Annotated in this window: 21 protein-coding genes; 16 read left to right on the top strand and 5 right to left on the bottom strand. The window is 27.7% G+C overall.

Translation table 11 applies throughout. The annotated features are described in order from the left end of the window. Nucleotides 1-95 precede the first annotated feature (95 nt). From A500_RS12795 to yaaA, 4 genes are all read left to right on the top strand, one after another. Entirely contained in the window at nt 96-1,895 is a 1,800-nt protein-coding gene (locus A500_RS12795; RefSeq protein ID WP_016208006.1) for a MutS-related protein, read from the top strand. 142 nt (nt 1,896-2,037) lie between these two features. Next, on the top strand, nt 2,038-2,955 hold the full coding sequence (locus tag A500_RS12790) for a 3'-5' exonuclease (protein ID WP_016208005.1): 918 nt from the start codon (nt 2,038-2,040) through the stop codon (nt 2,953-2,955). Nucleotides 2,956-3,047: 92 nt separating this feature from the next. Further along, nucleotides 3,048-3,464, top strand: coding sequence for a CBS domain-containing protein (locus tag A500_RS12785; protein WP_016208004.1), 417 nt, complete (start codon nt 3,048-3,050; stop codon nt 3,462-3,464). A gap of 24 nt (nt 3,465-3,488) precedes the next feature. Next, a complete protein-coding gene (gene yaaA / locus A500_RS12780; RefSeq protein WP_016208003.1) occupies nt 3,489-4,253 on the top strand; it encodes a peroxide stress protein YaaA in 765 nt (254 codons plus the stop codon). 200 nt (nt 4,254-4,453) lie between these two features. Here yaaA and A500_RS21755 read toward each other — a convergent pair whose 3' ends face one another. The 4 genes from A500_RS21755 to A500_RS12765 are packed head-to-tail and all read right to left on the bottom strand — an operon-like array spanning nt 4,454 to nt 6,578. After that, nucleotides 4,454-4,588, bottom strand: coding sequence for a hypothetical protein (locus A500_RS21755; RefSeq protein WP_278245128.1), 135 nt, complete (start codon nt 4,586-4,588; stop codon nt 4,454-4,456). Next, complete coding sequence (locus tag A500_RS12775; RefSeq protein WP_016208002.1) at nt 4,575-5,222, bottom strand: hypothetical protein; 648 nt, start codon at nt 5,220-5,222, stop codon at nt 4,575-4,577. The genes A500_RS21755 and A500_RS12775 overlap by 14 nt, the downstream gene beginning before the upstream one ends. A gap of 8 nt (nt 5,223-5,230) precedes the next feature. Beyond that, nucleotides 5,231-5,884 carry a PspA/IM30 family protein gene (locus A500_RS12770; RefSeq protein ID WP_016208001.1) on the bottom strand — a complete coding sequence of 218 codons (654 nt, stop codon included), beginning with the start codon at nt 5,882-5,884 and terminating at the stop codon, nt 5,231-5,233. A 19-nt stretch (nt 5,885-5,903) separates the two neighbouring features. Further along, nucleotides 5,904-6,578, bottom strand: coding sequence for a hypothetical protein (locus A500_RS12765; protein ID WP_157453662.1), 675 nt, complete (start codon nt 6,576-6,578; stop codon nt 5,904-5,906). A gap of 408 nt (nt 6,579-6,986) precedes the next feature. Between A500_RS12765 and rpsA the strand changes: the two genes are divergently transcribed. Then, nucleotides 6,987-8,132, top strand: a complete 1,146-nt coding sequence (rpsA, locus tag A500_RS12760; RefSeq protein WP_016207999.1) for a 30S ribosomal protein S1 — start codon at nt 6,987-6,989, stop codon at nt 8,130-8,132. A 516-nt stretch (nt 8,133-8,648) separates the two neighbouring features. On the opposite strand, the gene pyk is transcribed toward rpsA, so the two are convergent. Further along, complete coding sequence (gene pyk / locus A500_RS12755) at nt 8,649-10,067, bottom strand: pyruvate kinase (RefSeq protein WP_016207998.1); 1,419 nt, start codon at nt 10,065-10,067, stop codon at nt 8,649-8,651. 155 nt (nt 10,068-10,222) lie between these two features. Between pyk and A500_RS12750 the strand changes: the two genes are divergently transcribed. From A500_RS12750 to minE, 11 genes are all read left to right on the top strand, one after another. Further along, entirely contained in the window at nt 10,223-11,674 is a 1,452-nt protein-coding gene (locus A500_RS12750; RefSeq protein WP_016207997.1) for an aminoacyl-histidine dipeptidase, read from the top strand. Between the two features lie 241 nt (nt 11,675-11,915). Continuing rightward, on the top strand, nt 11,916-12,635 hold the full coding sequence (locus A500_RS12745) for an SPOR domain-containing protein (RefSeq protein ID WP_016207996.1): 720 nt from the start codon (nt 11,916-11,918) through the stop codon (nt 12,633-12,635). Nucleotides 12,636-12,874: 239 nt separating this feature from the next. Continuing rightward, nucleotides 12,875-13,444: a Maf-like protein gene (locus A500_RS12740; protein WP_016207995.1), complete on the top strand. Its 570-nt coding sequence runs from the start codon at nt 12,875-12,877 to the stop codon at nt 13,442-13,444. A 57-nt stretch (nt 13,445-13,501) separates the two neighbouring features. Then, nucleotides 13,502-14,191 carry a RadC family protein gene (gene radC / locus A500_RS12735; protein WP_016207994.1) on the top strand — a complete coding sequence of 230 codons (690 nt, stop codon included), beginning with the start codon at nt 13,502-13,504 and terminating at the stop codon, nt 14,189-14,191. A 17-nt stretch (nt 14,192-14,208) separates the two neighbouring features. Further along, on the top strand, nt 14,209-15,228 hold the full coding sequence (locus A500_RS12730; protein WP_016207993.1) for a rod shape-determining protein: 1,020 nt from the start codon (nt 14,209-14,211) through the stop codon (nt 15,226-15,228). Continuing rightward, a complete protein-coding gene (gene mreC / locus A500_RS12725) occupies nt 15,228-16,079 on the top strand; it encodes a rod shape-determining protein MreC (protein ID WP_016207992.1) in 852 nt (283 codons plus the stop codon). Before A500_RS12730 ends, mreC begins: the two co-directional genes overlap by 1 nt. A gap of 10 nt (nt 16,080-16,089) precedes the next feature. Further along, nucleotides 16,090-16,581, top strand: coding sequence for a rod shape-determining protein MreD (mreD, locus tag A500_RS12720; RefSeq protein WP_016207991.1), 492 nt, complete (start codon nt 16,090-16,092; stop codon nt 16,579-16,581). After that, on the top strand, nt 16,578-19,568 hold the full coding sequence (locus A500_RS12715) for a penicillin-binding transpeptidase domain-containing protein (protein ID WP_016207990.1): 2,991 nt from the start codon (nt 16,578-16,580) through the stop codon (nt 19,566-19,568). Before mreD ends, A500_RS12715 begins: the two co-directional genes overlap by 4 nt. Nucleotides 19,569-19,715: 147 nt before the next feature. Further along, nucleotides 19,716-20,357 carry a septum site-determining protein MinC gene (gene minC, locus A500_RS12710; RefSeq protein WP_016207989.1) on the top strand — a complete coding sequence of 214 codons (642 nt, stop codon included), beginning with the start codon at nt 19,716-19,718 and terminating at the stop codon, nt 20,355-20,357. 17 nt (nt 20,358-20,374) lie between these two features. Next, nucleotides 20,375-21,169: a septum site-determining protein MinD gene (gene minD, locus A500_RS12705; RefSeq protein WP_016207988.1), complete on the top strand. Its 795-nt coding sequence runs from the start codon at nt 20,375-20,377 to the stop codon at nt 21,167-21,169. A gap of 16 nt (nt 21,170-21,185) precedes the next feature. Next, entirely contained in the window at nt 21,186-21,446 is a 261-nt protein-coding gene (gene minE, locus A500_RS12700) for a cell division topological specificity factor MinE (protein WP_016207987.1), read from the top strand. The last annotated feature ends 228 nt before the right edge of the window (nt 21,447-21,674 follow it).

Below are 21,674 nucleotides of genomic sequence, written 5' to 3'. Positions count from 1 at the left end.
TTTTTTATAATTTTCTTACTTCAGTTCTTTTACTTAAGAATTAATGAGAAAGTTTAAAGTTTTATGATAAAATAATGATGAAGGGTGGTATGAAAGTGAACAAGGCATTAAGTTTTTATGAAGAAAAAATATTAAAATATAAAGCTAACATAGAAAAATTAAATTATATTATATCCAAGTTATCTATATTAAGATTACTTATAGTTGGGGTGGCTATAATACTATCGTATTATTTTTACAAAAGAGAAAATATTATATCATTAATTATGTCTTTAATTTTACTTTTCATTATATTTATCATAATAGCCTATTATCACAATATAAAGATAAATGAGAAAAAGGAATATGAAGTTTATATAAATATAAATCGAAAAGGAATATCTAGAATAAAAGGTGAATTTAAGGAAAATGAAGATAAAGGAGAAGAATTTTTAAAAGATGAGCATCCATTTGTTAGCGATTTAGATATATTTGGGAGAAACTCGCTTTTTCAAATGATTAATTCAACTAAAACGAAATTTGGAAGAAGTAAATTGTTTAAAATGTTAACTTTAGAAAGTATTCCAACTAGAGATGAAATATTAAAAAAACAAGATGCAATTAAGGAATTAGGAAGTAAAGTTGAATGGAGACAAAGTCTAGAAGTTAAATCCACACTTAAGAAAAGTGGAACAAAAGATATTGATGAACTTTTAAAATGGGCAAAAAGTAAAAATGAAATAAAACCATTATTTAAAATAATTCCATATTTATTTATAGTAATTACTGTGATGTCAGTAGTATTAGTAATTCTTAATGTATTACCAATAAGTTATTTGATTTTAATGTTTATGATTAATTATTTAGTTGTAAAAATACTTACAAAAGATTTGATACCAATAATAAAATTATTTGATAAGCATAAAAAAGATATAGAAGCATATACAAATTTGTTAATGCTGATAGATAATGAAAACTTTGAGTCTATATTTTTAAAAGATCTAAAGCTTAAGCTAAAAAACAATAGCAAAAGTTGTGTTAAAGAAATGAAGGAACTTAAAAAATTAGTAGATTGGCTAGGGGATAGTTCATCTAATGCATATTATCTGCTATTAAACATAACAATACTTTCAGATATTTTTATCTTAAGAAATTTAGAAGAATGGAGAAAAATAAATGGAGATAAGCTTAAGAAGTGGCTTGACATAATGGGAGAATTTGAGGCACTATCAAGTATAAGTAATCTTTCATTTGATTTTGAAAACTGGAGTTATGCTAAAATAGTCGATGAAGATATAGTAGAAGCAGTAGATATAGGCCATCCTATGTTAGGAGAAAGAGCAGTAGTAAATAGTTTTACATTAACATCAAATGAAAAAGTTGCTTTAATTACCGGTTCAAACATGTCTGGGAAAAGTACTTTTTTAAGAACAATAGGATTAAATTTATTACTAAGCTATATAGGAGCTCCAAGTTGCAGTAAAAGTTTTACTTGTGGTATTTTTAGTATATATACTTGCATGAGAACTAAAGATAATTTAGAAGAAAGTATATCATCTTTTTATGCAGAAATATTAAGAATAAAAATATTAATTGAAGCTGCAAAGAAAGGGGAAAAAGTATTTTTCTTATTAGATGAAATATTTAAAGGTACAAATTCAAAAGATAGGCATGAAGGAGCAAAGGTGCTTATAAATCAATTGGTTAATAATAAAGCTTTAGGACTTGTGTCTACACATGATTTAGAATTATGTGATTTAGAAAAAACAAAAATATGGTTAAAAAATTATAATTTTCAAGAATACTACGAAAAAAATAATATAAAATTTGACTATAAACTAAGAATTGGTAAAAGTAAAACCCAAAATGCAGTTCATTTAATGAAGTTAGCTGGGATTGACTTTAGTGATAATTAAATAAGTGGAGCTGTCTTTGCGGCAGCTCTTTATTCTTTTGATTTTCAGGAAATTCTTATATTAAAAATTATAAATTATAGTGAAAATCATTAATAAAAATGGCATAATATACCTATGAATAAAATTTTTGAGAGGTACACTAATGGCATTTATAATAATTGATTTAGAATTTAATAATTTAGAAGGAATACATAAGTATTATTCAAATATATTTGATGAATATCCAAATTTAAAGAATGCAGAATTAGATAACGAAGTAATAGAAATAGGGGCAATAAAGCTAGATAATTATATGAAACCATTAGAAGAGTTTAAGACATATATTAAGCCAGTTGCTATTCCTATATTAAATCCTAAAATATCTGAAATTACTAATATAACAATAGAAGATATAGAAAAAGGAATTTCTTTTAAAGAAGGAATAGAAAGATTAGCTATGATGATAGAAGATGATGATATTATTTGTTCATGGGCAAAAGATGATATTATCGAAATAATAAATAATGCTATGTATCATAATTATGATAATTTAAAGTGGCTTAAAAACTATCTAGATTTACAAGAATACTCAACTAAAATCTTAGCTAAGAAGAAGTCATTAAGTTTAAAAAATGCATTAGAAGAATTGAAGATAAAAATTGACAATAATAAATTACATGATGCTTTAAATGATGCGGTGTACACTTCTTTAGTATTTAAGAGAATATATAATTCAAGAGCGGTTAAGAACTATATTATTAAGGATATCTATAATATGCCAGCAATGGATATAAAAAATTTAGAAGAATATAAATTAGATATAAAAAAGCTTAATGAAAAATGCCCAAAGTGTAATATTAATTTAGATATTGAATATAATTTTACTCCTGTAAAGTGGAGATTTATATCTCTTGGAAAGTGTCCTAAATGCAATAATAAAGTGATGAATGAATTAATAGTTAAAAAGACTTTTAGTGGAGAAGAAGTATACAATGAAATTTCTACCATTATAGATGAAATCGAATATATAAATTATGGATATAAAATTAAAAAAATATATGATAGATTAATAAAGTATTAAATAATTATAAATTTAAAACAATTACATTTCAAATGTGATAAAATATATACGTGATTTAGTTTTAAAATTTAAGTATAGGAGAATGATAAAATATGAATATAGCATTTTTCTTAACACCAAAAAATGAAGTTATATATGAATATTTAGATGCAACAATGAGGCAAGTGATAGAGAGAATGGAACACCATGGATATACGGCTATTCCATTAATAGATAAAGTAGGTAGATATGTAGGAACATTAACAGAAGGAGATTTACTTTGGAAGTTGAAAAGTACTCCAGATTTAAACTTTAGGAATACAGAAAATGTTAAGGTAACTGATATTCCAAGGAAAAGAAAACATAAAAGTGTATCAATAAACTCAAATGTAGAGAGCTTAATTTCTCTTGCAACAAATCAAAATTTTGTACCAGTAGTAGATGATGAAGGCATATTTATTGGTATAATAAAAAGAAGTGATATAATAAATTATTGTTATGGTGAAATGAAAAAGAAAAAGATAGTATAATAGAAAAAGGAAGGGGGATTGGTTATGATAATAGTTATTTCTCCTGCAAAGACTTTAGATTTTGAAAAGAAAGATAATAACTTACCAACGAGTGAACCAAGATTTTTAGCAAAATCAAAGATAATAAATAAGGAACTTAAAAATTATGATAGCTATTCTTTAGAAAAACTTATGAAAATAAGCACAAAATTAGCCACACTAAATAAAGATAGAATTGAAAAATGGACAACTAATTTAGAAACATCAAAACAAGCAATTTTGGCATTTAAGGGTGATGTTTACAGAGGAATGGATGTTGGAAGTCTATCCCATTCAGAACTTTTTTATGCAAATGATCATTTAAGAATTTTATCAGGATTATATGGAATATTAAGACCTTTAGATGGTATTAATGAATATAGATTAGAGATGGGAATAAAATTACCTGTAGATAAATTTAAAAATTTATATGAGTTTTGGGATAATTCTTTGGAAGAAAGTATTCTGGAAGATATAAAAAATCACAAAAATAAGACTATAATAAACTTAGCATCCCAAGAATACTTTAAATCAATTGAAGGATTACTTAAGAGAGAAGATATAACCGTCATAACACCGATTTTTAAAGAGCTTAGAGGAGATAAATATAAAATAATTTCCCTAAATGCTAAAAGAGCAAGAGGAATGATGACTAGATACATTATTCAAAATGAAATAGAAGAAATAGAAGAAATTAAAAAATTTAATTTAGATGGATATGAATTTAATGAAGAAATGTCTAATGAGGAAGAAATAGTATTCACTAGATAAATTGTTTAGATTAAAAAAGAACTTCAAGGAGAAGTTCTTTTTTTGCATTTATTTATTAAATATAAACCTTGTAAATGAAAGTAATACAATAATAAATCTTGAAACTAAACTTAGTATGAAAGCACATCTACTTAAGCTTGACTGAAGTAGATGTGCTTATCTTTTCAAAAATCCTAAGGATTTTTTTCCTTAATTATGCATTATCCATTCTTAATTTTAAATTTATAACCTGTTCCTTGTTTTTTGATATCTGTTCCATTATTCCAAAAACTGTGAACTGTGAATTGTGCACTGTGCACTGAAATATTTTGCTTTGCAAAATCAACTTTGTTCATAAGTTTCAACAATTAAATTAAACTCTTCTTCATCTGTTATTTCACCAAAATCATCGTTTGAAATACCAGGATAGTAATAAAGTATAAATTTATCATTAGAATCATAAATGTTTTCTAGTGCTATATATAATCTATTAATATCACAACTTTCTAATGTAGCAAGAACCTTATATTTACTTGCTTTTCCAGTATTGTTATTAGTTAAGTCTAAAATAAAGTTACTGTGAAAACGAACATTTAACTTATTTTTATCGCAACTCTTAATATATGAATTTGATCTACAACCACTACAACTTTCGAAATTACATTCTTTTATACAATTTAAACATGAACATTTAGAACAATTCTGAAATTGATTAAAAGCTTCTAAATTATTTTGCTTATATTTATTTAAATTTGATATCGTATCATCTTTTCTAAAAAAGGAAAACTTCTTATTTTTCGAAGCATATTCTTCATCATTTATCATATCCATATATTCTTTTAATATAGGGAGTTTAGAGTAATACTTTCGCTTCTTTAAAAAACTTTCATCAAGAAAAGGACTTATTTCACTTATTGCATAAGTTATATCAGTATAAACTTTTCCTATATTCTCTTTTTCTTTATTTATAAAATCTATAGTATTTGACATTTATACACCTAATTAATATTCTTATATTTTTCAAGTTCTAAATCAAGATCTACAGCATCCAATGCTTCAAATTCACTATCAAATGTATCAACATCTCTAAGCTCTCCTAATCCTTTAGCTAAAGATTCATGTCTTTGGATTTTTCTTTCTATACTATCAATTTCAATAGAGTTTGATTTAGTTTGAACATTTGCAAGAACTTCATTAACTTTTTGAGATGCTTTAGCATTACTATATCTTGCAGCAGCCTCATCTCTATAATTTCTTGTCTTTTCAATTTCTGCTTCTAGTGCAGCAAGGTTCTTCTTAATAGTGTCAGCTTGTTCTCTTGCAGCTTCATAACTAGATTTTAAGTTAGCAAATTTCTTTTCAGCTTCTATTTTTTTAGCTAAAGCTCTTTTAGCTAAATCCTCATTATTTTTAGATAAAGCTAATTTAACCTTATCTTCGAAATCTTTTATCTCTAATTCAGATGCTTCCATTTTCTTTTTAATTTCATGAGCATTACCTATTATTTGAGCTGAATTTAATTTAGCAGAATTAAGTTGCTTTTCCATATCTCTAACTTTTTGATCTAACAATTCTATTGGATTTTCCATTTCATCTAATGTTGAATTAACTTTCGATTTTAACATATTTGACATTCTTGTGAATATTCCCATAATTGGTATCCTCCTAATATTAATATTTTCTATTTTTTAAATACGATTTTACTACAAAAACTATAACTATGAAGATAATAGCAAGGGTTAGAATAGAGCTTAAAGAGAAAGAAGATCCCCCTCTACTAAAACCTAAATTTCTCATAGCAGATAAGCCATAAGCTATATCTCCAAAAGAAAAACCACCATCATAACTAGTTGTTGTGTCTTTATAATCTTTATCTTGGGTATTTTTATTTTCATTAGCAGTGTCGGTTGAATTATTTTTATTTTCATCAGTGGTACTAAAGGAACCGGATGAAAAATTCTTTGATGTTCCAGACTTACCTTTATCTACATTGCTAAAGGAACCACTTTTGTAGCCACTAGATGAGCCGGATGTAGATTTTGAATTGGAACTTGAAGTACTTGTCTTACTATTACTACTAGATTTTGAACTATTTGATGAACTACTAGAGCTATTACTAAAAGAGCCGCTTTTAAAAGAATTTGATGATTTAGACACATTGGATTTACCACCACTTGATTTAAAGCTGCTAGAACTAGATTTAGAACTTGACTTAAATCCAGAACTTGATTTAAATCCACCAGAACTTTTAGGTTTAGCAGATACAGTAATTTCACCATGAGTTACATTATCAAATATAGATATTGTATCGATAAGAAAACTAGAAGTTAAAAAAACAAATGTCAAAAATAAGGTTATTATTATTTTTTTGTTATTCTTTTTTATAAGTTTCACCTCCAAGAAAAGATTATGTTTATATATTACAGTAAGAAATATAATTTCTCAAAATGCATTTAAAGTTAAATAATAGGATTTTTGATAGTAAATTAGATAAAAAGTAAAAAATACTCTTTATATCGTAATATTACTGCTATTTTACAATATTAATTAACATTAAAAGAGTTAAAAAATATTACTTACCTAATTAAAACTATAATTATATAATATATATAATTATAGCATATTTAATTTATATTATTGCAAAGATATATTTAGGAGTATAAAAATATTTATTGAAGCGTATATACTTGTAATCAATAACATATTATTCTAAAATTAATTTATGATACAAGATTTTTTTAAGGAGTGAAGTACATGACTAACCAAATTTTAGAAGAAACAATGGGGGACTTACTAAAGGACTTTGATGTTAAGAGAATAAGAACTGGAGATATATTAGACGGTGAAGTAATTGATGTAAATGATAAAGAAGTTATGGTAAATATCAATTATGCATTTGATGGAATGATTTTAAAAGAAGATTTAACTAACATGGATAAAGATCCAAGGGAAGTTGTAAGTAAAGGAGATAAAATAAAAGTATATGTTTTATCACCTAATGATGGAGAAGGTTATGTTAAACTTTCAAGAACAAGAGCTTTAGAAATAACAGAAAAGGAAGATATTTTAAACGCATTTAATAATGAAGAAAATATAACTGTATACGTTAAGGAAGAAGTTAAAGGCGGACTAGTTGCTTATTATGGAAACATAAGAATATTTATACCAGCTTCATTGGCATCAAGAGAAAGAATAGAATTAAGTTCATTAGTTGGAAAAGAAATAGAAGTTAGAATTATAGAACTAGATTTTAAAGCTAGAAAGATAGTTGCATCAAAAAGAGTATTAGAAGATGCTGTATATGAAGATAAGAAAAAAGAATTATGGAAATCTGTAAAATCAGGAGAAAAGAGAAGTGGTATAGTTAAGAAAATAATTAAAGCTGGAGCAATAGTAGATATTGGAGGAATAACAGGTTTAATTCATTTAAGTGACTTATCTTGGGGAAGAGTTCATAATGCAGAAGATGTAGTAAGTGTAGGAGATAAAGTAGAAGTATTCATTGGAGAAGTAGATACAAAAAATGAAAGAGTTTCATTAATATTAAAAGATGTAGATAAAGATCCATGGGAAACTAATGCAACAACTTTAAAAGTTGGAGACATTTTAGAAGGAAAAGTAGTTAATTTGCTAAAATTTGGAGCATTTGTAGAACTATTTCCTGGTGTAGAAGGATTAGTTCACATTAATGAAATAACAGAAGAAAACATAGCAAAGCCATCTGATGTACTTAAAGTAGGACAAATAGTTAAAGTCAAAGTTTTAGATGTAGATAAAGTTAACAAGAAGATATCATTAACAATAAAAGATGCAGAAGAAAAATCAAAAGAATATATGAAATACAATGATTCAGATGAAGGAGTTTCATTAGGAGACTTGTTTAAAGGACTTTTTAATTAATAAAAGATATAAATTGCAAATATAAAGGCTACGATAAATAGATATGTTTCATAAGCTAAATATCTACGCAAAGAAGTGCTAGGCTTGGAGAACTACTATGCCAAGAGTTTTGGTTAAACTCGCTGCCCTCAGACAAACCAACAACACTAAGGCATAGTAGTTCTTCCTTCACCAAGTACTTCTAAATTCTCGCTATATGCTTATTTCACCGTCTATTTACCTTCGCCAACTTATATTAAGAATTTAAATTAATAATGAATTAAGTTATTGATAAAAAATAATTGGTGAGGGAAATTAAAAACTTAGTTAAGTGTAGAAGACTATAATTGAGCTTGTTCCCTGTTCCCTGATACCTGTTACTTTTTACCTAAGAAGCTTGCTTCGCAAAATAAATCTATAGTTTACATTTAGTACTTGATACCTGTTCCCTGTTACTTATAAAATGAAAACAACTGTGAACTGTGCCTTGTGAACTATGAACTAGAAATTTTGCTTCGCAAAATATAACAATTGTTATCAGATTTTTTCAATCTTAAGCATATTAGTTCCACCGATTTCAGCACTTGGCATTCCAGCAGCAACTATTATATCATCGCCTTGTTTTGCAAAGGAAAGGTTAGTAGCAACTTTTTTAGCTTCAGATAGTATTTCATCGGTAGTAGTAAATACATCACATTTAGTAGGGAAAATTCCAAAATTAAGATTCAAGCCTCTTCTAACTTCATCATAAGGAGTTATAGCAATAATTGGGCATTTAGGTCTATATTTTGATATAAGCTTAGCTGTTGCACCACTATTAGTAGCAGCAACAACTGCTTTTGCATGTAAGAGGTTTGAACTTCTACAAGCTGAATAACTAATAGCTTCAGAGAAAGAAGTCAATGAAGGTTCTTTTAATCGCTTGTTTAAGTAATTGTAGTCTAAGTTTTCTTCAGTTTCTATTGCTATCTTAGACATGGTTATAGCAGCTTCTATTGGATAATTTCCACTTGCACTTTCTCCACTTAACATAATAGCATCAGTTCCATCAAAGATTGCATTACATATATCGCAAGCCTCAGCTCTTGTAGGAAGAGAATTTCTTATCATAGAGTCAAGCATTTGAGTTGCAGTTATAACTATTTTACCAGCTTCATTACATTTTCTTATTATATTTTTTTGTATGATAGGTACTTTTTCAATAGGAATTTCAACACCCATATCACCTCTAGCAACCATAATTCCATCTGAAGCTTCTATTATAGAATCTATGTTATCTACACCTTCTTGATTTTCTATTTTAGCAATAATTTGGATATATTCACCATTATGTTCCTTTAAAACCTTTCTTACATCATCTATATCAGAAGCTTTTCTTATAAAAGAAGCAGCAACAAAGTCTACTTTATTTTCACATCCAAAAATTAAATCTTCTTTATCCTTTTCGGTTATGGAAGGTAGGTTTATTTTAACATTAGGAACATTAACACCTTTATGGTTTTTAATAGTTCCACCCACTGTAACTATACAATTAATTTCATTTCCTGTTACATTTTCTATTTTGAATCTTAATAAACCATCATCAACTAAAATTTCTCCACCGATTTTGACATCTTTGTATAAGTCAGTATAGGATATAGAACATTTTTCATTATCACCCAGTATTTCATTACCACAAATAAAAGTAAACTTTTGACCTTCAGTTAAAAGAACACCATCATTTACAAAGTTGTGCGTTCTAATCTTTGGACCTTTAATATCTAAAATAATAGCAGTAGGAGATTTTAAATCTTCCCTAACCTTTTTTATAAGATCTATTTTTTGTTTATGAGTTTCGTGAGTGCCATGTGAAAAATTTAATCTAGCTGCACTCATCCCTATTTCTATAAATTTTCTTAGAATTTCTTCGTTATCACTAGCAGGTCCAATTGTAAAAATCATTTTTGTTTTTTGCATAAAAATCACCTCACACTTAAATTAAAAACTGTTAAATATAAAGAATATTTAGAATATTTATAATAAAAAAATAGAATTTAAGTATCATATATACTATGATATACTAAAACTATATATTAATTCTAACATAATTTACTAAGAAGGGAGAAAAAAACATGAATATTTTACAAAATTTAGAACCAAAAAATGTTTTTAAATATTTTGAAGAGATATCACAAATACCAAGAGGATCAGGAAATGAAAAGGCTATAAGTGATTATTTGGTAAGTGTAGCTAAAAAGTTAAATTTAGAAGTAATTCAAGACAATGCATTAAATGTTATTATAAAGAAGCCTGGAACAAAGGGGTATGAAAGTTCTGATACTGTAATACTTCAAGGTCATATGGATATGGTTTGTGAAAAAAATAAAGGAACTAATCATGATTTTGAAAAGGACCCTTTAAAATTAAGAGTAATTGATGATATGGTTTATGCAACAGATACTACTTTAGGATCAGATAATGGAATTGCAGTAGCTTATGCTTTAGCTATATTAGAGTCAACAGATATATCACATCCACCTATTGAAGTTTTAATAACTACAGACGAAGAAACTGGTATGTCAGGAGCAATGGCTATCGCTAAAGAACATGTAACTGGAAAGATATTATTAAATCTAGATAATGAAGAAGAAGGACATCTATTAGTAAGTTGTGCAGGTGGGATAAGAAGTAAGCATGTATTAAATGTAAATTTAGAAGAAGCAGGAGATTACAATAATTTCTTACATATAGCAGTAAGAGGACTAAAGGGCGGCCATTCTGGAATGGAGATCAATAAAGAAAGAGGAAACTCTAATAAAATAATGGGTAGAATTTTAAAATCTTTGTTAACTTTAGATTTTAAATTGGTTTCAATAAATGGTGGATCTAAAAATAATGCTATTCCAAGAGAAGCTGATGCAATAATAGCCTTAAAAAGTGATGATTTAGAGAACGCTAAAGGATTAATAAATGAATGGAATCCAATTTTAATAAATGAATTAAAGACACAAGATCCAGGAATAAATGTTAGTATTTTAGAAAACACCGAAAAGATAGAAAAAGTATTCAGTAAGGAATGTACTGAAAAAGCTGTTAATTTATTATATTTAATACCAAATGGAATAAACACAAACAGCGTAGAAATAAAAGACTTAGTAGAAAGTTCAACAAACTTAGGAGTTGTTACTACCAATGGAACTAAGGTTGAATTTGATAGTGCAATAAGAAGTTCAGTTGCATCTTTAAAGGATGAAATAGTTTTAAGAAGCAAGACTATAGCAGAACTTATTGGAGCAGAATTTGAAACTACTGCAGGATATCCAGAATGGCAATATGATAGTGAATCAAAAGTAAGAGGAATTTGCCAAGATGTGTATAAAAGAATGTATGGAAAAGATGCAAAAATAGTAGCAATACACGCAGGGGTTGAATGTGGATTATTTAATGAAAAATTAGGAAAGCTAGATATGATTAGCTTTGGTCCGAATTTATATGATGTTCATACTCCACAAGAACATATGAGTATAACATCAGTAAAAAATGTTTGGGATTATTTATTAGAAGTACTTAAAGAACTAAAATAGAATTTATTAATAATTAAATAAATATGCAAATAAAAATAGTTATACCATTATTTTATGGTGTAACTATTTTTATTTGCAGCGCAAAGTGTGTACTAGAAAATTGCTTCGGAATTTAAAAAATAATTTTACATAATGAATATTATCAAAAATATTAGAATATATATCTAATATACAAAATGTAATTAAACTAACAATTAATTGTTAGTCGTCAATTGTTAATTACCGAAGGGGGGATGATAAAGTGAAGTACACAAAATATCATTACAAAAAGAAAAATGATGGAGCTAAGTTTATAACTTCATTAGTTATGACAACTCTTGCTGCTATAGCTATAGGTTTAATTGGGGCATGGGTAGTGCTAAAAGTTATGCCTATTATAAATAGCAATGGATTGCAACCAGTAATAAACACAAATAACAATACTCAGAATAATAATACACAGAATAATGAACAACAATTTAAAGAACAAAAATTTTCTTTTATACAATGTGGATATTTTTCAAAAGAAGATAATGCTAAGCAGGTAGTAGCTAAGATAGGGAATGATTTTAATCCCTTTATTGCAAAAGATGAGACTGGAAAGTTTAGAGTGTTAGCAGGTGTAACAAGTGAAGATAAGTTAGCAGAAGTAACGGAGAAACTAAAATCAAAAGGAGTAGAAAATGCCAAAATAAGTATGGTGTTAAATCAGAACGATGAAGTTCAAGGGCAAATTGCAGCAATAACAGAAGGTTATTTGCAAATAATAAACACTGCAAATGATGAAGAAGTTAAAGAAATAAATACAAAAGATTTTAAGGTTTGGACAAAAGAACTAAAAGAAGTTAGTGATGGTAAAGGTGTAGATATATTGAAAGAGTATAAAGCTCATATAGAGGCGTTACCAGAATTAATTACTAGAGAAAATACAGTATCAGAAGTAGAGTATATTTATTCAATATTAAGTAAAGTACAGGAATAAAAAGCAATCATGGATAAAAATTACAAAACTATTAAAAATAAATAAAAATTAAACAAAGAAAGACAAAGCCACTTGTTTGAAGTCTTATATAATGATAAACTATATAAGATATAAGATAGGAATAAATGGCTTTGTCTTTATATCTATTCATTGTTAAATTAAGCATTAAATATTTAGAGTTTAAAACATCACCTTTTGTTAATACTATAAAATATGTATAAAAATAGGATGTGATAGGTTTGAAATATGTTTTAGCGTCAGGCTCAGAAAGACGACAAGAATTATTACATAGAATAATAGATGAATTTGACATAATAATAAGTGACTTTGATGAACATAAGGTTTTATTTGAAAACAATGTAGATAAATATGTGATTACATTAGCCAAGGGAAAGGCTCTTGGTGTTAAAGAGAGCCTAAAAGAAGATGCAATAATAATTGCAGGAGATACTATAGTGGTTTTAGATAATAAAATATTAGGAAAGCCTACCAGTGAAGAAGATGCATATAACATGTTAAAATTACTTAGTGGAAAAACTCATAGAGTTTATTCTGGAATAGTAGTTATAAATATGTATAATAATAAAATAGAAGAAAAATCTCTTTACACAGAAGTTAAATTTTCAACTTTAAGTGATGATGAGATAAATGATTACATAAGAACTGGAGAACCTTTTGATAAAGCAGGAGCTTATGGAATCCAGGGGTATGGTGGTGTATTTATAGAAGGTATAAATGGATGTTATTACAATGTAGTAGGACTACCATTAAATCTTTTAAATAAAATGCTTAATAAGGTTAAAGAATAATAATTTAGGGTATATTTAATAATAAGAATAGTATTATTTTGAGGAGTAATTACATAGATGAATAATAGTATAAAAGTTATTGATATACCAAAAGAAGAAAGACCTATAGAAAAGCTATTGCTTAATGGACCAGAAGTGTTAAGTAATGCAGAACTTCTTGCTGTGATCTTAAGAACAGGAACAAGAGGCGAAAATGTTATTTCATTAAGTACAAGAATACTTTCTGAATTTGATGGACTTAGTGGTTTATTAGAAACAGATATTAATGAAATTACTAATATAAAAGGAATTAAAAACATAAAAGCAAGCCAAATACTAGCTATGGGTGAGCTCTTTAAAAGAATTAGTTCATTAAATCTTTTAAAGAAAAATATAAATATATCTTCACCAAGCGACATATCAAAGCTTTTAATGAATGAAATGGTTGGTTTAAAGCAAGAAATATTAAAATTGATAATGTTAGATACAAAGAATAATATTATAGGTATTAAAGACGTGTTTAAGGGGAGCCTAAATACATCTATAGTACATCCAAGGGAGATATTTAAAGAAGCTCTTAAAAAAAGTAGTTCAAGTATAATTATTTGTCATAATCATCCATCAGGAGATCCTACACCTAGTAAAGAAGATATTAATATTACTATAAGATTAAAAGAGTGTAGCAAGATAATGGGAATTGATTTACTAGATCACTTAATAATTGGAAAATATAAATTTGTAAGTTTAAAAGAAAAAGGAATAATATAAGCGAAAGGGGAATTCATATGGGATTTTTCAGTAGTAATAAGGATATGGGAATAGATTTAGGAACAGCAAATACGCTTGTTTTTGTTAAGGGGAAAGGTATAGTTTTAAGTGAACCTTCAGTAGTTGCTATAAATAGTGCTACAAGAAGACCTTTAGCAGTAGGTGCTGAAGCTAAGTTAATGATAGGAAGAACACCAGGAAATATAGTAGCTATTAGACCATTAAAAGATGGGGTTATAGCTGACTTTGACATAGCACAAACAATGTTAAAAAAATTAATAGAAAAGGTAACTAGCAAAAGTGCCTTTACTAGTCCAAGAATTATAGTTTGCTATCCATCAGGAGTAACAGAGGTTGAAAGAAGAGCAATAGAAGAAGCAGCTAAATTTGCAGGAGCAAGAGATGTTGTACTAATGGAAGAACCTATGGCAGCAGCAATAGGAGCAGGGCTTCCAGTTGGAGAACCAACAGGAAGTATGATAGTTGATATTGGTGGAGGAACAACAGAAGTTGCTATAATTTCTTTAGGTGGAATAGTAACTAGTAAGTCATTAAGAGTAGCTGGTGATGAATTAGACCAAGCAATAATAGCTTATATAAAGAAAGAATTTAACCTAATGATAGGTGAAAGAACAGCAGAACAAGTTAAAATGGAACTTGGATCAGCATATAAAACAGATGAAGAAGAAATTAACATGGATATCAAGGGAAGAGATATGATTACAGGATTACCAAAGACAGTGGTAGTTACAGATACTCAAATTAGAGATGCATTAAAGGAACCTGTATATGCAATTATAGAATCAATAAAGACAACTCTAGAAAAGACACCACCTGAACTTGCAGCAGATATAATGGAAAAAGGAATAATGTTAGCTGGTGGAGGCGCTCTATTAAGAGGATTGGATATGTTAATTAACCACGAAACAAATATGCCTGTTCATATAGCAGAATCACCTCTTGATTGTGTTGTTTTAGGAGCGGGTAAGGCATTAGATAACTTTGATGAATTAAGCAAAAGTCAAAGAGGTCAATAATGAAGCTTCTAAAGAATAAACTGGCAGTTACTATAATAGTGCTGTCAGTTGCCTTTTTAGGCATAATTATTTATACAATTAATAGTGAACAAAAAAATATTGTTTCAAGTGGTTTTGGTAGTGCTGTTAACCCTCTGCAAAAAGTGGTATATACTATAAATGATAAAATAAAGGGAACTTTAGATTTCTTTTTAAATTTTTCAAAGGTTAAAGAAGAGAATAATGATTTAACTAAAAAAAATATAGAATTAGAAAATAAGCTATTAGAGTATGATAAATTAAAGGAAGAAAATGATAGGTTAAGGGAAGTTTTAAACTTTAAAGATTCAAAAAATAATTATGATTATTTAGGATGTGAAATAATAGGCTATAGTGGTGAAAGTTTTTCCAATGGATACATTATAGATAAAGGTGAAAATGATGGACTAAAGAAGGGTATGGTTATTATTTCTAACAAAGGGCTTGTTGGACAAATAGCTAGTACAGGCTCCAACTGGGCAATAGTTCAAAGTTTATTAAATGAAAATATAGCAGTTTCTGTAATGATAAATAGTACAAGAGAGACAACTGGAATATTAAAGGGATATATAACTCATAGTAATGATAACTTGACTAAAGTTACTAATTTACCAATAGATTCAGCAATAAAAGAAGGTGATGTAATAGTTACATCAGGACTTGGACAAATTTATCCAAAGGAAGTAAGAGTGGGGGAAGTTATATCTGTTGAAACAGACGAAATTAAGGTAATGAAAACGGCAATAGTTAAACCTTTTGTTGATTTTAATAGGCTAGAAGAGCTTTTTGTAGTTATTCCAAAGGAAACAAGAGAAATAAAATATGATAATTAGAGGGTAGTATATGAAAAAATGGGTTTTAATTTTGATTTCACTAGTGCTTTTAATGCTTGATAATTCTCTTATGCCTTTTTTAGCTATAAAAGGATCTTATCCAAGTTTACTTTTCATCTTTATAATAGCATACTCAATAATAAATGGAAAATCAGAAGGAGTATTTATTGGAGTTGTAGCAGGGTTAATGCAAGATGTATTTTTTGACAATAGCTTTGGGATAAATACCTTGATAAATATGCTATTATGTTTACTAGCAGCTATAATAGGAGAAAACATATATAGGGAAAAAAAATTCATACCTGTAATATCAATTATATTTATATCTATATTAAAGGTATTGTCAATATTTACAATATTTAAGCTTGCAGGTAGAACAATAAATATACAAGTGGGGATGTTTACTGCTTTGTATAATGCTGTAATAATGTTTTTAGGGTATAATTTTGTTTTAAAGCTTTATGATATTGAATATAAAAATAGATCATGGAGGTTTAAATGATAGTAAATAAGCCGAAAAAGAAAAAGAAAATTTCAAGGTACACTGTATTAAATGCCATAATGATATTACTCTTTACTACAATAATGTTTAAACTTTTATATATTCAAGTTTATAAGCATGAGGATTATAAGGAAAAAGCGGATATAAGTTCTACAAGATTTATATCTGAGAAGGCCCCAAGAGGAAAAATATATGATAGTGAAGGTAATGTTTTAGCAACTAATATTCAGACATATAGATTAACTTATACTAAGCCAAGCGATGAAAAAGAAAACTTTTATGAAACAATGGATAAAGTTTTTAAAATTTTATCTGAGAATGGCGAAAAATTTCAAGATGAATTAATATTAAAAATAGATAGTAACGGAAAGTTTTATTTTGATTTTAAGACAGATGATGCAGATACTAAAAAAATTGTAGAAGTTAGGTTTAAAAGAGATAGAGGATTAAATGAAGAAATAGAGCAAGAACTTTACAAAGATAAACAATCAGACTATACAGATGAAGAAATAGCTAAGGTAGATAGTGAATTATTAAAGATATCTCCAGAAGAAACCTTCTACAAATTAGTTAAAGTATATAGTTTGCAGGAACTTATAAATCCATCTCCAATTCAAGAGGAAGGAGAAAGTGATAAAGAATATGAAGCAAGAGTTGATGCATATGATGATAAGATGGAAGCTTACAAGAAGATGTCTGGAAAAGAAATATTAGATGAGCTTTTAGCTACATATTCTATTAAGGACATAAGAAATTATATAGTTGTAAAAGATGCTGTAAAAATGCAGAGTTTTAAAGGATATAGAGCAGTAACAATTGCTTCAAATATAAAGAATGAAACTGCATCTATAATTTATCAAAAATTAAATGACTTATCAGGTATAGATGTAAGCATAGAACCTATTAGATATTATCCATATAGTACTTTAGCATCAGGAACATTAGGATATTTATCATCAATAGACTCTTCAAAAGAAACAAATTATGAATTAAGGGGATATGATGTATCTTCCGATTTAATTGGTGTAGCTGGAATAGAATCATCTTTTGAAGATCAATTAAAGGGAACAAAGGGAGGTACAACTGTTAAGGTAAACTCTAAAGGAAGAGTAACTGAAGAGTTATTTAAGCTTGATTCATACCCAGGAAATAATGTTCATTTAACAATAAATAAAGATGTTCAGTATGCAGCTGAACAAGCACTTAAAGATACTATGGAACGTATTAAAAGTATTGCACCAAATGCAACTAGAGGAGCAGTTGTAGCAATAGAAGTTAATACAGGCCGAATAATTGCAATGGTTAGTTATCCTGGATATGATCCAAATATATTTTCTATACCAGGAATGTTAACAGAGGATTTATCGAAGCAATATTTTGATCCAGATATAGAGAGTTTTGCTAAGGAATATATGCAAAGAACTGGAGCTAAAGGGAATATAGATGACTTATTTCCAGTAGATGAAACTACAGGGGTAAGGAGAGATGCAATAGATGTGTATCCTAAGAACTTCTTTAATTATGCAACACAAGGATTATTGCCACCAGGTTCCACATTTAAACCACTTACTGCTACAGCAGCATTGATGGAAGGTGTAGTTAATGAATATGAGTCCATGAGTGATACTAGTGGTACTTGGAGTAAAGAAGAATTAGGAGGAATGATATTAAAGAATTTTGAAGGTGTAGCGAATGGAGCAACAGATTTAAGAAAAGCCCTACAAGTATCATCTAACTTTTATTTCTATGAACTTGGATATAGACTATATAAAAATAGTGGTGGAGATGTTAATGGAGGAAATTTAGAAGCATTAGATACACTAGCAAAGTATGCATGGAAATTTGGTTTTGGAGTTGATCCTAAAGAGCAAAATAATAAAAGTTTATCAACGGGAATACAAATTGAAGAAAATTTTGGTCAGGTATATAATTTTAAATCATGGAAAGATAAAATAGTAGAAAGACCAATGTACGAAATAGTAGAAGCTTTAAAAAATGGAAGCTATTATTCGTATTCATTTATTCCATTAAATATAGAAGAAAATGAAAATGATAAAGATGAATTAAAAGAAGCAAAAACAGCTCTTAAGGCTGAAATGAAAGCCGCTTTAGAAAAAGTTGGAACAGATGAAGAAATTTATAATAATTCTATATATTCAGAAAGTCTAGTTCCATATGTAAAAAAAATAATGGATTTATCAGAAGATTATAAAGCTAAGGTTAATGAAACTTCACAAAGAAGAACTGTGGATATTAATGAAGAAGCTGGAGTAATTTGTGATGCTATAGCTTATTATGTTTTAGACAACTTAACATCTGAAATAAAAACACCAGGGCAAATAATATCTAGTGCAATTGGGCAAGGTATGAATTCATTTACGCCAGTACAAATTGCGAATTATGTTGCAACTTTAGCTAGTGGCGGAACAAGATATAAAGTTACTCTTGTAGATAAGATAACATCACCAACAGGAGAAGTTATAAAGGAATATAAACCAGAGGTCGTTGATAAATTGGATATACCAGAAAATTATCTAAATGCTATAAAAGATGGTATGTATAAAGTTAATACTAGTGCAAGTAACGGAACTGCTTATCTAAGTTTTAATAATTTTCCAATTAAGGTTGGAGGAAAAACAGGTACAGCTGACTTTAGTACAGATGAACAATATGCTATCCAAGGTAGATTAGCATATGGTAACTATATAAGTATGGCACCATTAGATAATCCACAAATAGCTATATTTTCTACTATTTATGATGGTAAGAGAGGTAGTGAAGGTGCAACAATTCATAAGGCTATATATGAAGCTTTCTTTAAGGAAGAGTTATTAAAAATTGATCCTTCATATGCTTCTAAATCAGAATCATTTAGAAAATATGTTTTAGAATCACCACTGAAAGATAACAAAGATGATAGTATAAAACTAGAAAATAATGTAACAAATGCAAATAATAACTTAAATACGAATACAAATAACCAATAAAAACCATGTTTTTACATGGTTTTTTTTATTTTACTATAAATTATGTAAATTATTGTTGTTAAATGCTATAATGTAATTGTATAATTATAGAATAGATAAATTAAATTTATAATTATGGAAACCTTAATTATTGGTGGAGGGTGGCCAATGAACGATGATAGAATTCAAATAAAAGGTACAAAGGAAGGTATCAATGCAACAATTGATATAGACAGATTTTTTAATTTTGATGATATGATAGAAGCTTTATTAAAGAAATTAACAATAGGAAAGGGATTTTATAAAGGTTCGTCTATTAAAATAATAACAAATTTAAAAAGTTTAAATGAAAATGATATCTTGAAATTGAGAGGTATTTTATTTGAAGATATACAAATAAAAGATTGTACCTTTGAAGAAATAAAACAAACAGATCAAAAAGAAAATAAAATTTTTAATGGAGTATATGAAGGAAAAACTAAATTTATAAAGAAAACAATAAGAGGTGGACAATTAGTAAAATACTACGGAAATATTGTTATAATTGGCGATATTAATAATGGAGCTGAAGTTTATGCAGGTGGAAATATAGTTGTATTAGGTACAATTAAAGGTCAAGTACATGCAGGTGTAGGTGGTAATAAAAAAGCCATAATTTCAGCCTTTAATCTTCAACCAGAAATACTTCAAATAGCAGATATAGTTACTATAGCACCAGATGATGGAATAAAACCATCATATCCAGAATTAGCAAAGATTAAAGATAATATTATTGTGGTAGAACCATATTTACCAAAGAAATATATATAGTGTTGGAGGGAGAAAAAATGGGAATTTCTATAGTTATTACATCAGGTAAGGGTGGAGTTGGAAAAACAACAACTACAGCCAATATTGGAACTGCTTTAGCTGCACTAAATAAAAGAGTTGTGGTTGTAGATGGTGATACAGGTCTTAGAAATTTAGATGTTTTAATGGGACTTGAAAATAGAATAGTTTATACAATAACAGATGTTATAGAAAATAGATGTAGACTTAAACAAGCTTTAATAAAAGATAAAAGATATCAAAACTTATTCTTATTACCGACAGCTCAAACTAAGGATAAGGATGATATAAGACCACAAGATATGTTAAAAGTAATTAATGAGTTAAAGGAAGATTTTGATTATGTTTTAATAGATTGTCCAGCTGGAATAGAACAAGGATTTGAAAATTCTGTTGTTGGCGCAGACAGAGCAGTAGTTGTAGTAAATCCTGAGATAACATCTGTAAGAGATGCTGATAGAGTTATTGGAAAATTAGATGCAAAAGGGTTAGATGACCATGCAGTAATAATCAATAGATTAAATTATGAAATGACTCAAAGAGGGGATATGCTAGATGTTCCTGATATAATAGAAACTTTATCAATAGAACTTTTAGGAGTAGTTCCTGATGATAAAAACATAACAGTGTCAACTAATAAAGGTGAGCCGATAGTTCTTGATGAAAAGTCAATGTCAGGACAAGCCTTTAGAAATATAGCAAGAAGAATAAATGGTGAAGAAGTTCCTCTTTTAGATTTAAAAACAGGGGGAGAAGGATTCTTCGCATCATTAAAGAAATTATTTAAACGTTAAAAGGGGGGTATGAGAGGTGGAATTTTTTAAAAAGTTTTCAAATAAACCAACACCTAAAGAAGTAGCAAAAGATAGATTAAAATTAATATTGATACATGATAGAGGTGATTTACCTCACGAAACCCTGGAAAAAATAAGAATAGAGATATTAGAAGTAATATCTAAATATATAGAAATAGATGCTGAAGATGTTGAGATAGCTGTAAGTAAGCCAGAAAACGTTGAAAGAAATAATCCAGCTTTAGTGGCTAATATACCAATAAAAAATATAAAATAGTAATGGATTTGCTTTATAACAAATATTATAAAAATTTGATAATATAAAGTTGTTTATAATATATATTACTAATTATTAGAAGTATAATAGAAAAAAGACTTTTATACGGCATGAGACTTATATTTAATAGGTAGCATGTCGTATTTTATTTTTAATTTTTTATATATATTAAATATTTAATATATACAATTAATAATTTCTTAAATTTAATTATTTATTAAATTATTA

The sequence above is a fragment of the Clostridium sartagoforme AAU1 genome (assembly GCF_000401215.1).
Lineage (GTDB): Bacteria > Bacillota > Clostridia > Clostridiales > Clostridiaceae > Clostridium > Clostridium sartagoforme.
This window is presented reverse-complemented; position numbering and strand designations above follow the sequence as displayed.

What these genes read in the sequence shown, in the direction of transcription:
- A500_RS12790 (WP_016208005.1), top strand. Translation starts at nt 2,038, where the DNA reads ATGGCATTTATAATAATTGATTTAGAATTTAATAATTTAGAAGGAATA.
- A500_RS12785 (WP_016208004.1), top strand. Translation starts at nt 3,048, where the DNA reads ATGAATATAGCATTTTTCTTAACACCAAAAAATGAAGTTATATATGAA.
- yaaA (WP_016208003.1), top strand. Translation starts at nt 3,489, where the DNA reads ATGATAATAGTTATTTCTCCTGCAAAGACTTTAGATTTTGAAAAGAAA.
- A500_RS21755 (WP_278245128.1), bottom strand. Translation starts at nt 4,588, where the DNA reads ATGAACAAAGTTGATTTTGCAAAGCAAAATATTTCAGTGCACAGTGCA.
- A500_RS12775 (WP_016208002.1), bottom strand. Translation starts at nt 5,222, where the DNA reads ATGTCAAATACTATAGATTTTATAAATAAAGAAAAAGAGAATATAGGA.
- A500_RS12770 (WP_016208001.1), bottom strand. Translation starts at nt 5,884, where the DNA reads ATGGGAATATTCACAAGAATGTCAAATATGTTAAAATCGAAAGTTAAT.
- rpsA (WP_016207999.1), top strand. Translation starts at nt 6,987, where the DNA reads ATGACTAACCAAATTTTAGAAGAAACAATGGGGGACTTACTAAAGGAC.
- pyk (WP_016207998.1), bottom strand. Translation starts at nt 10,067, where the DNA reads ATGCAAAAAACAAAAATGATTTTTACAATTGGACCTGCTAGTGATAAC.
- A500_RS12750 (WP_016207997.1), top strand. Translation starts at nt 10,223, where the DNA reads ATGAATATTTTACAAAATTTAGAACCAAAAAATGTTTTTAAATATTTT.
- radC (WP_016207994.1), top strand. Translation starts at nt 13,502, where the DNA reads ATGAATAATAGTATAAAAGTTATTGATATACCAAAAGAAGAAAGACCT.
- A500_RS12730 (WP_016207993.1), top strand. Translation starts at nt 14,209, where the DNA reads ATGGGATTTTTCAGTAGTAATAAGGATATGGGAATAGATTTAGGAACA.
- mreC (WP_016207992.1), top strand. Translation starts at nt 15,228, where the DNA reads ATGAAGCTTCTAAAGAATAAACTGGCAGTTACTATAATAGTGCTGTCA.
- mreD (WP_016207991.1), top strand. Translation starts at nt 16,090, where the DNA reads ATGAAAAAATGGGTTTTAATTTTGATTTCACTAGTGCTTTTAATGCTT.
- A500_RS12715 (WP_016207990.1), top strand. Translation starts at nt 16,578, where the DNA reads ATGATAGTAAATAAGCCGAAAAAGAAAAAGAAAATTTCAAGGTACACT.
- minC (WP_016207989.1), top strand. Translation starts at nt 19,716, where the DNA reads ATGAACGATGATAGAATTCAAATAAAAGGTACAAAGGAAGGTATCAAT.
- minD (WP_016207988.1), top strand. Translation starts at nt 20,375, where the DNA reads ATGGGAATTTCTATAGTTATTACATCAGGTAAGGGTGGAGTTGGAAAA.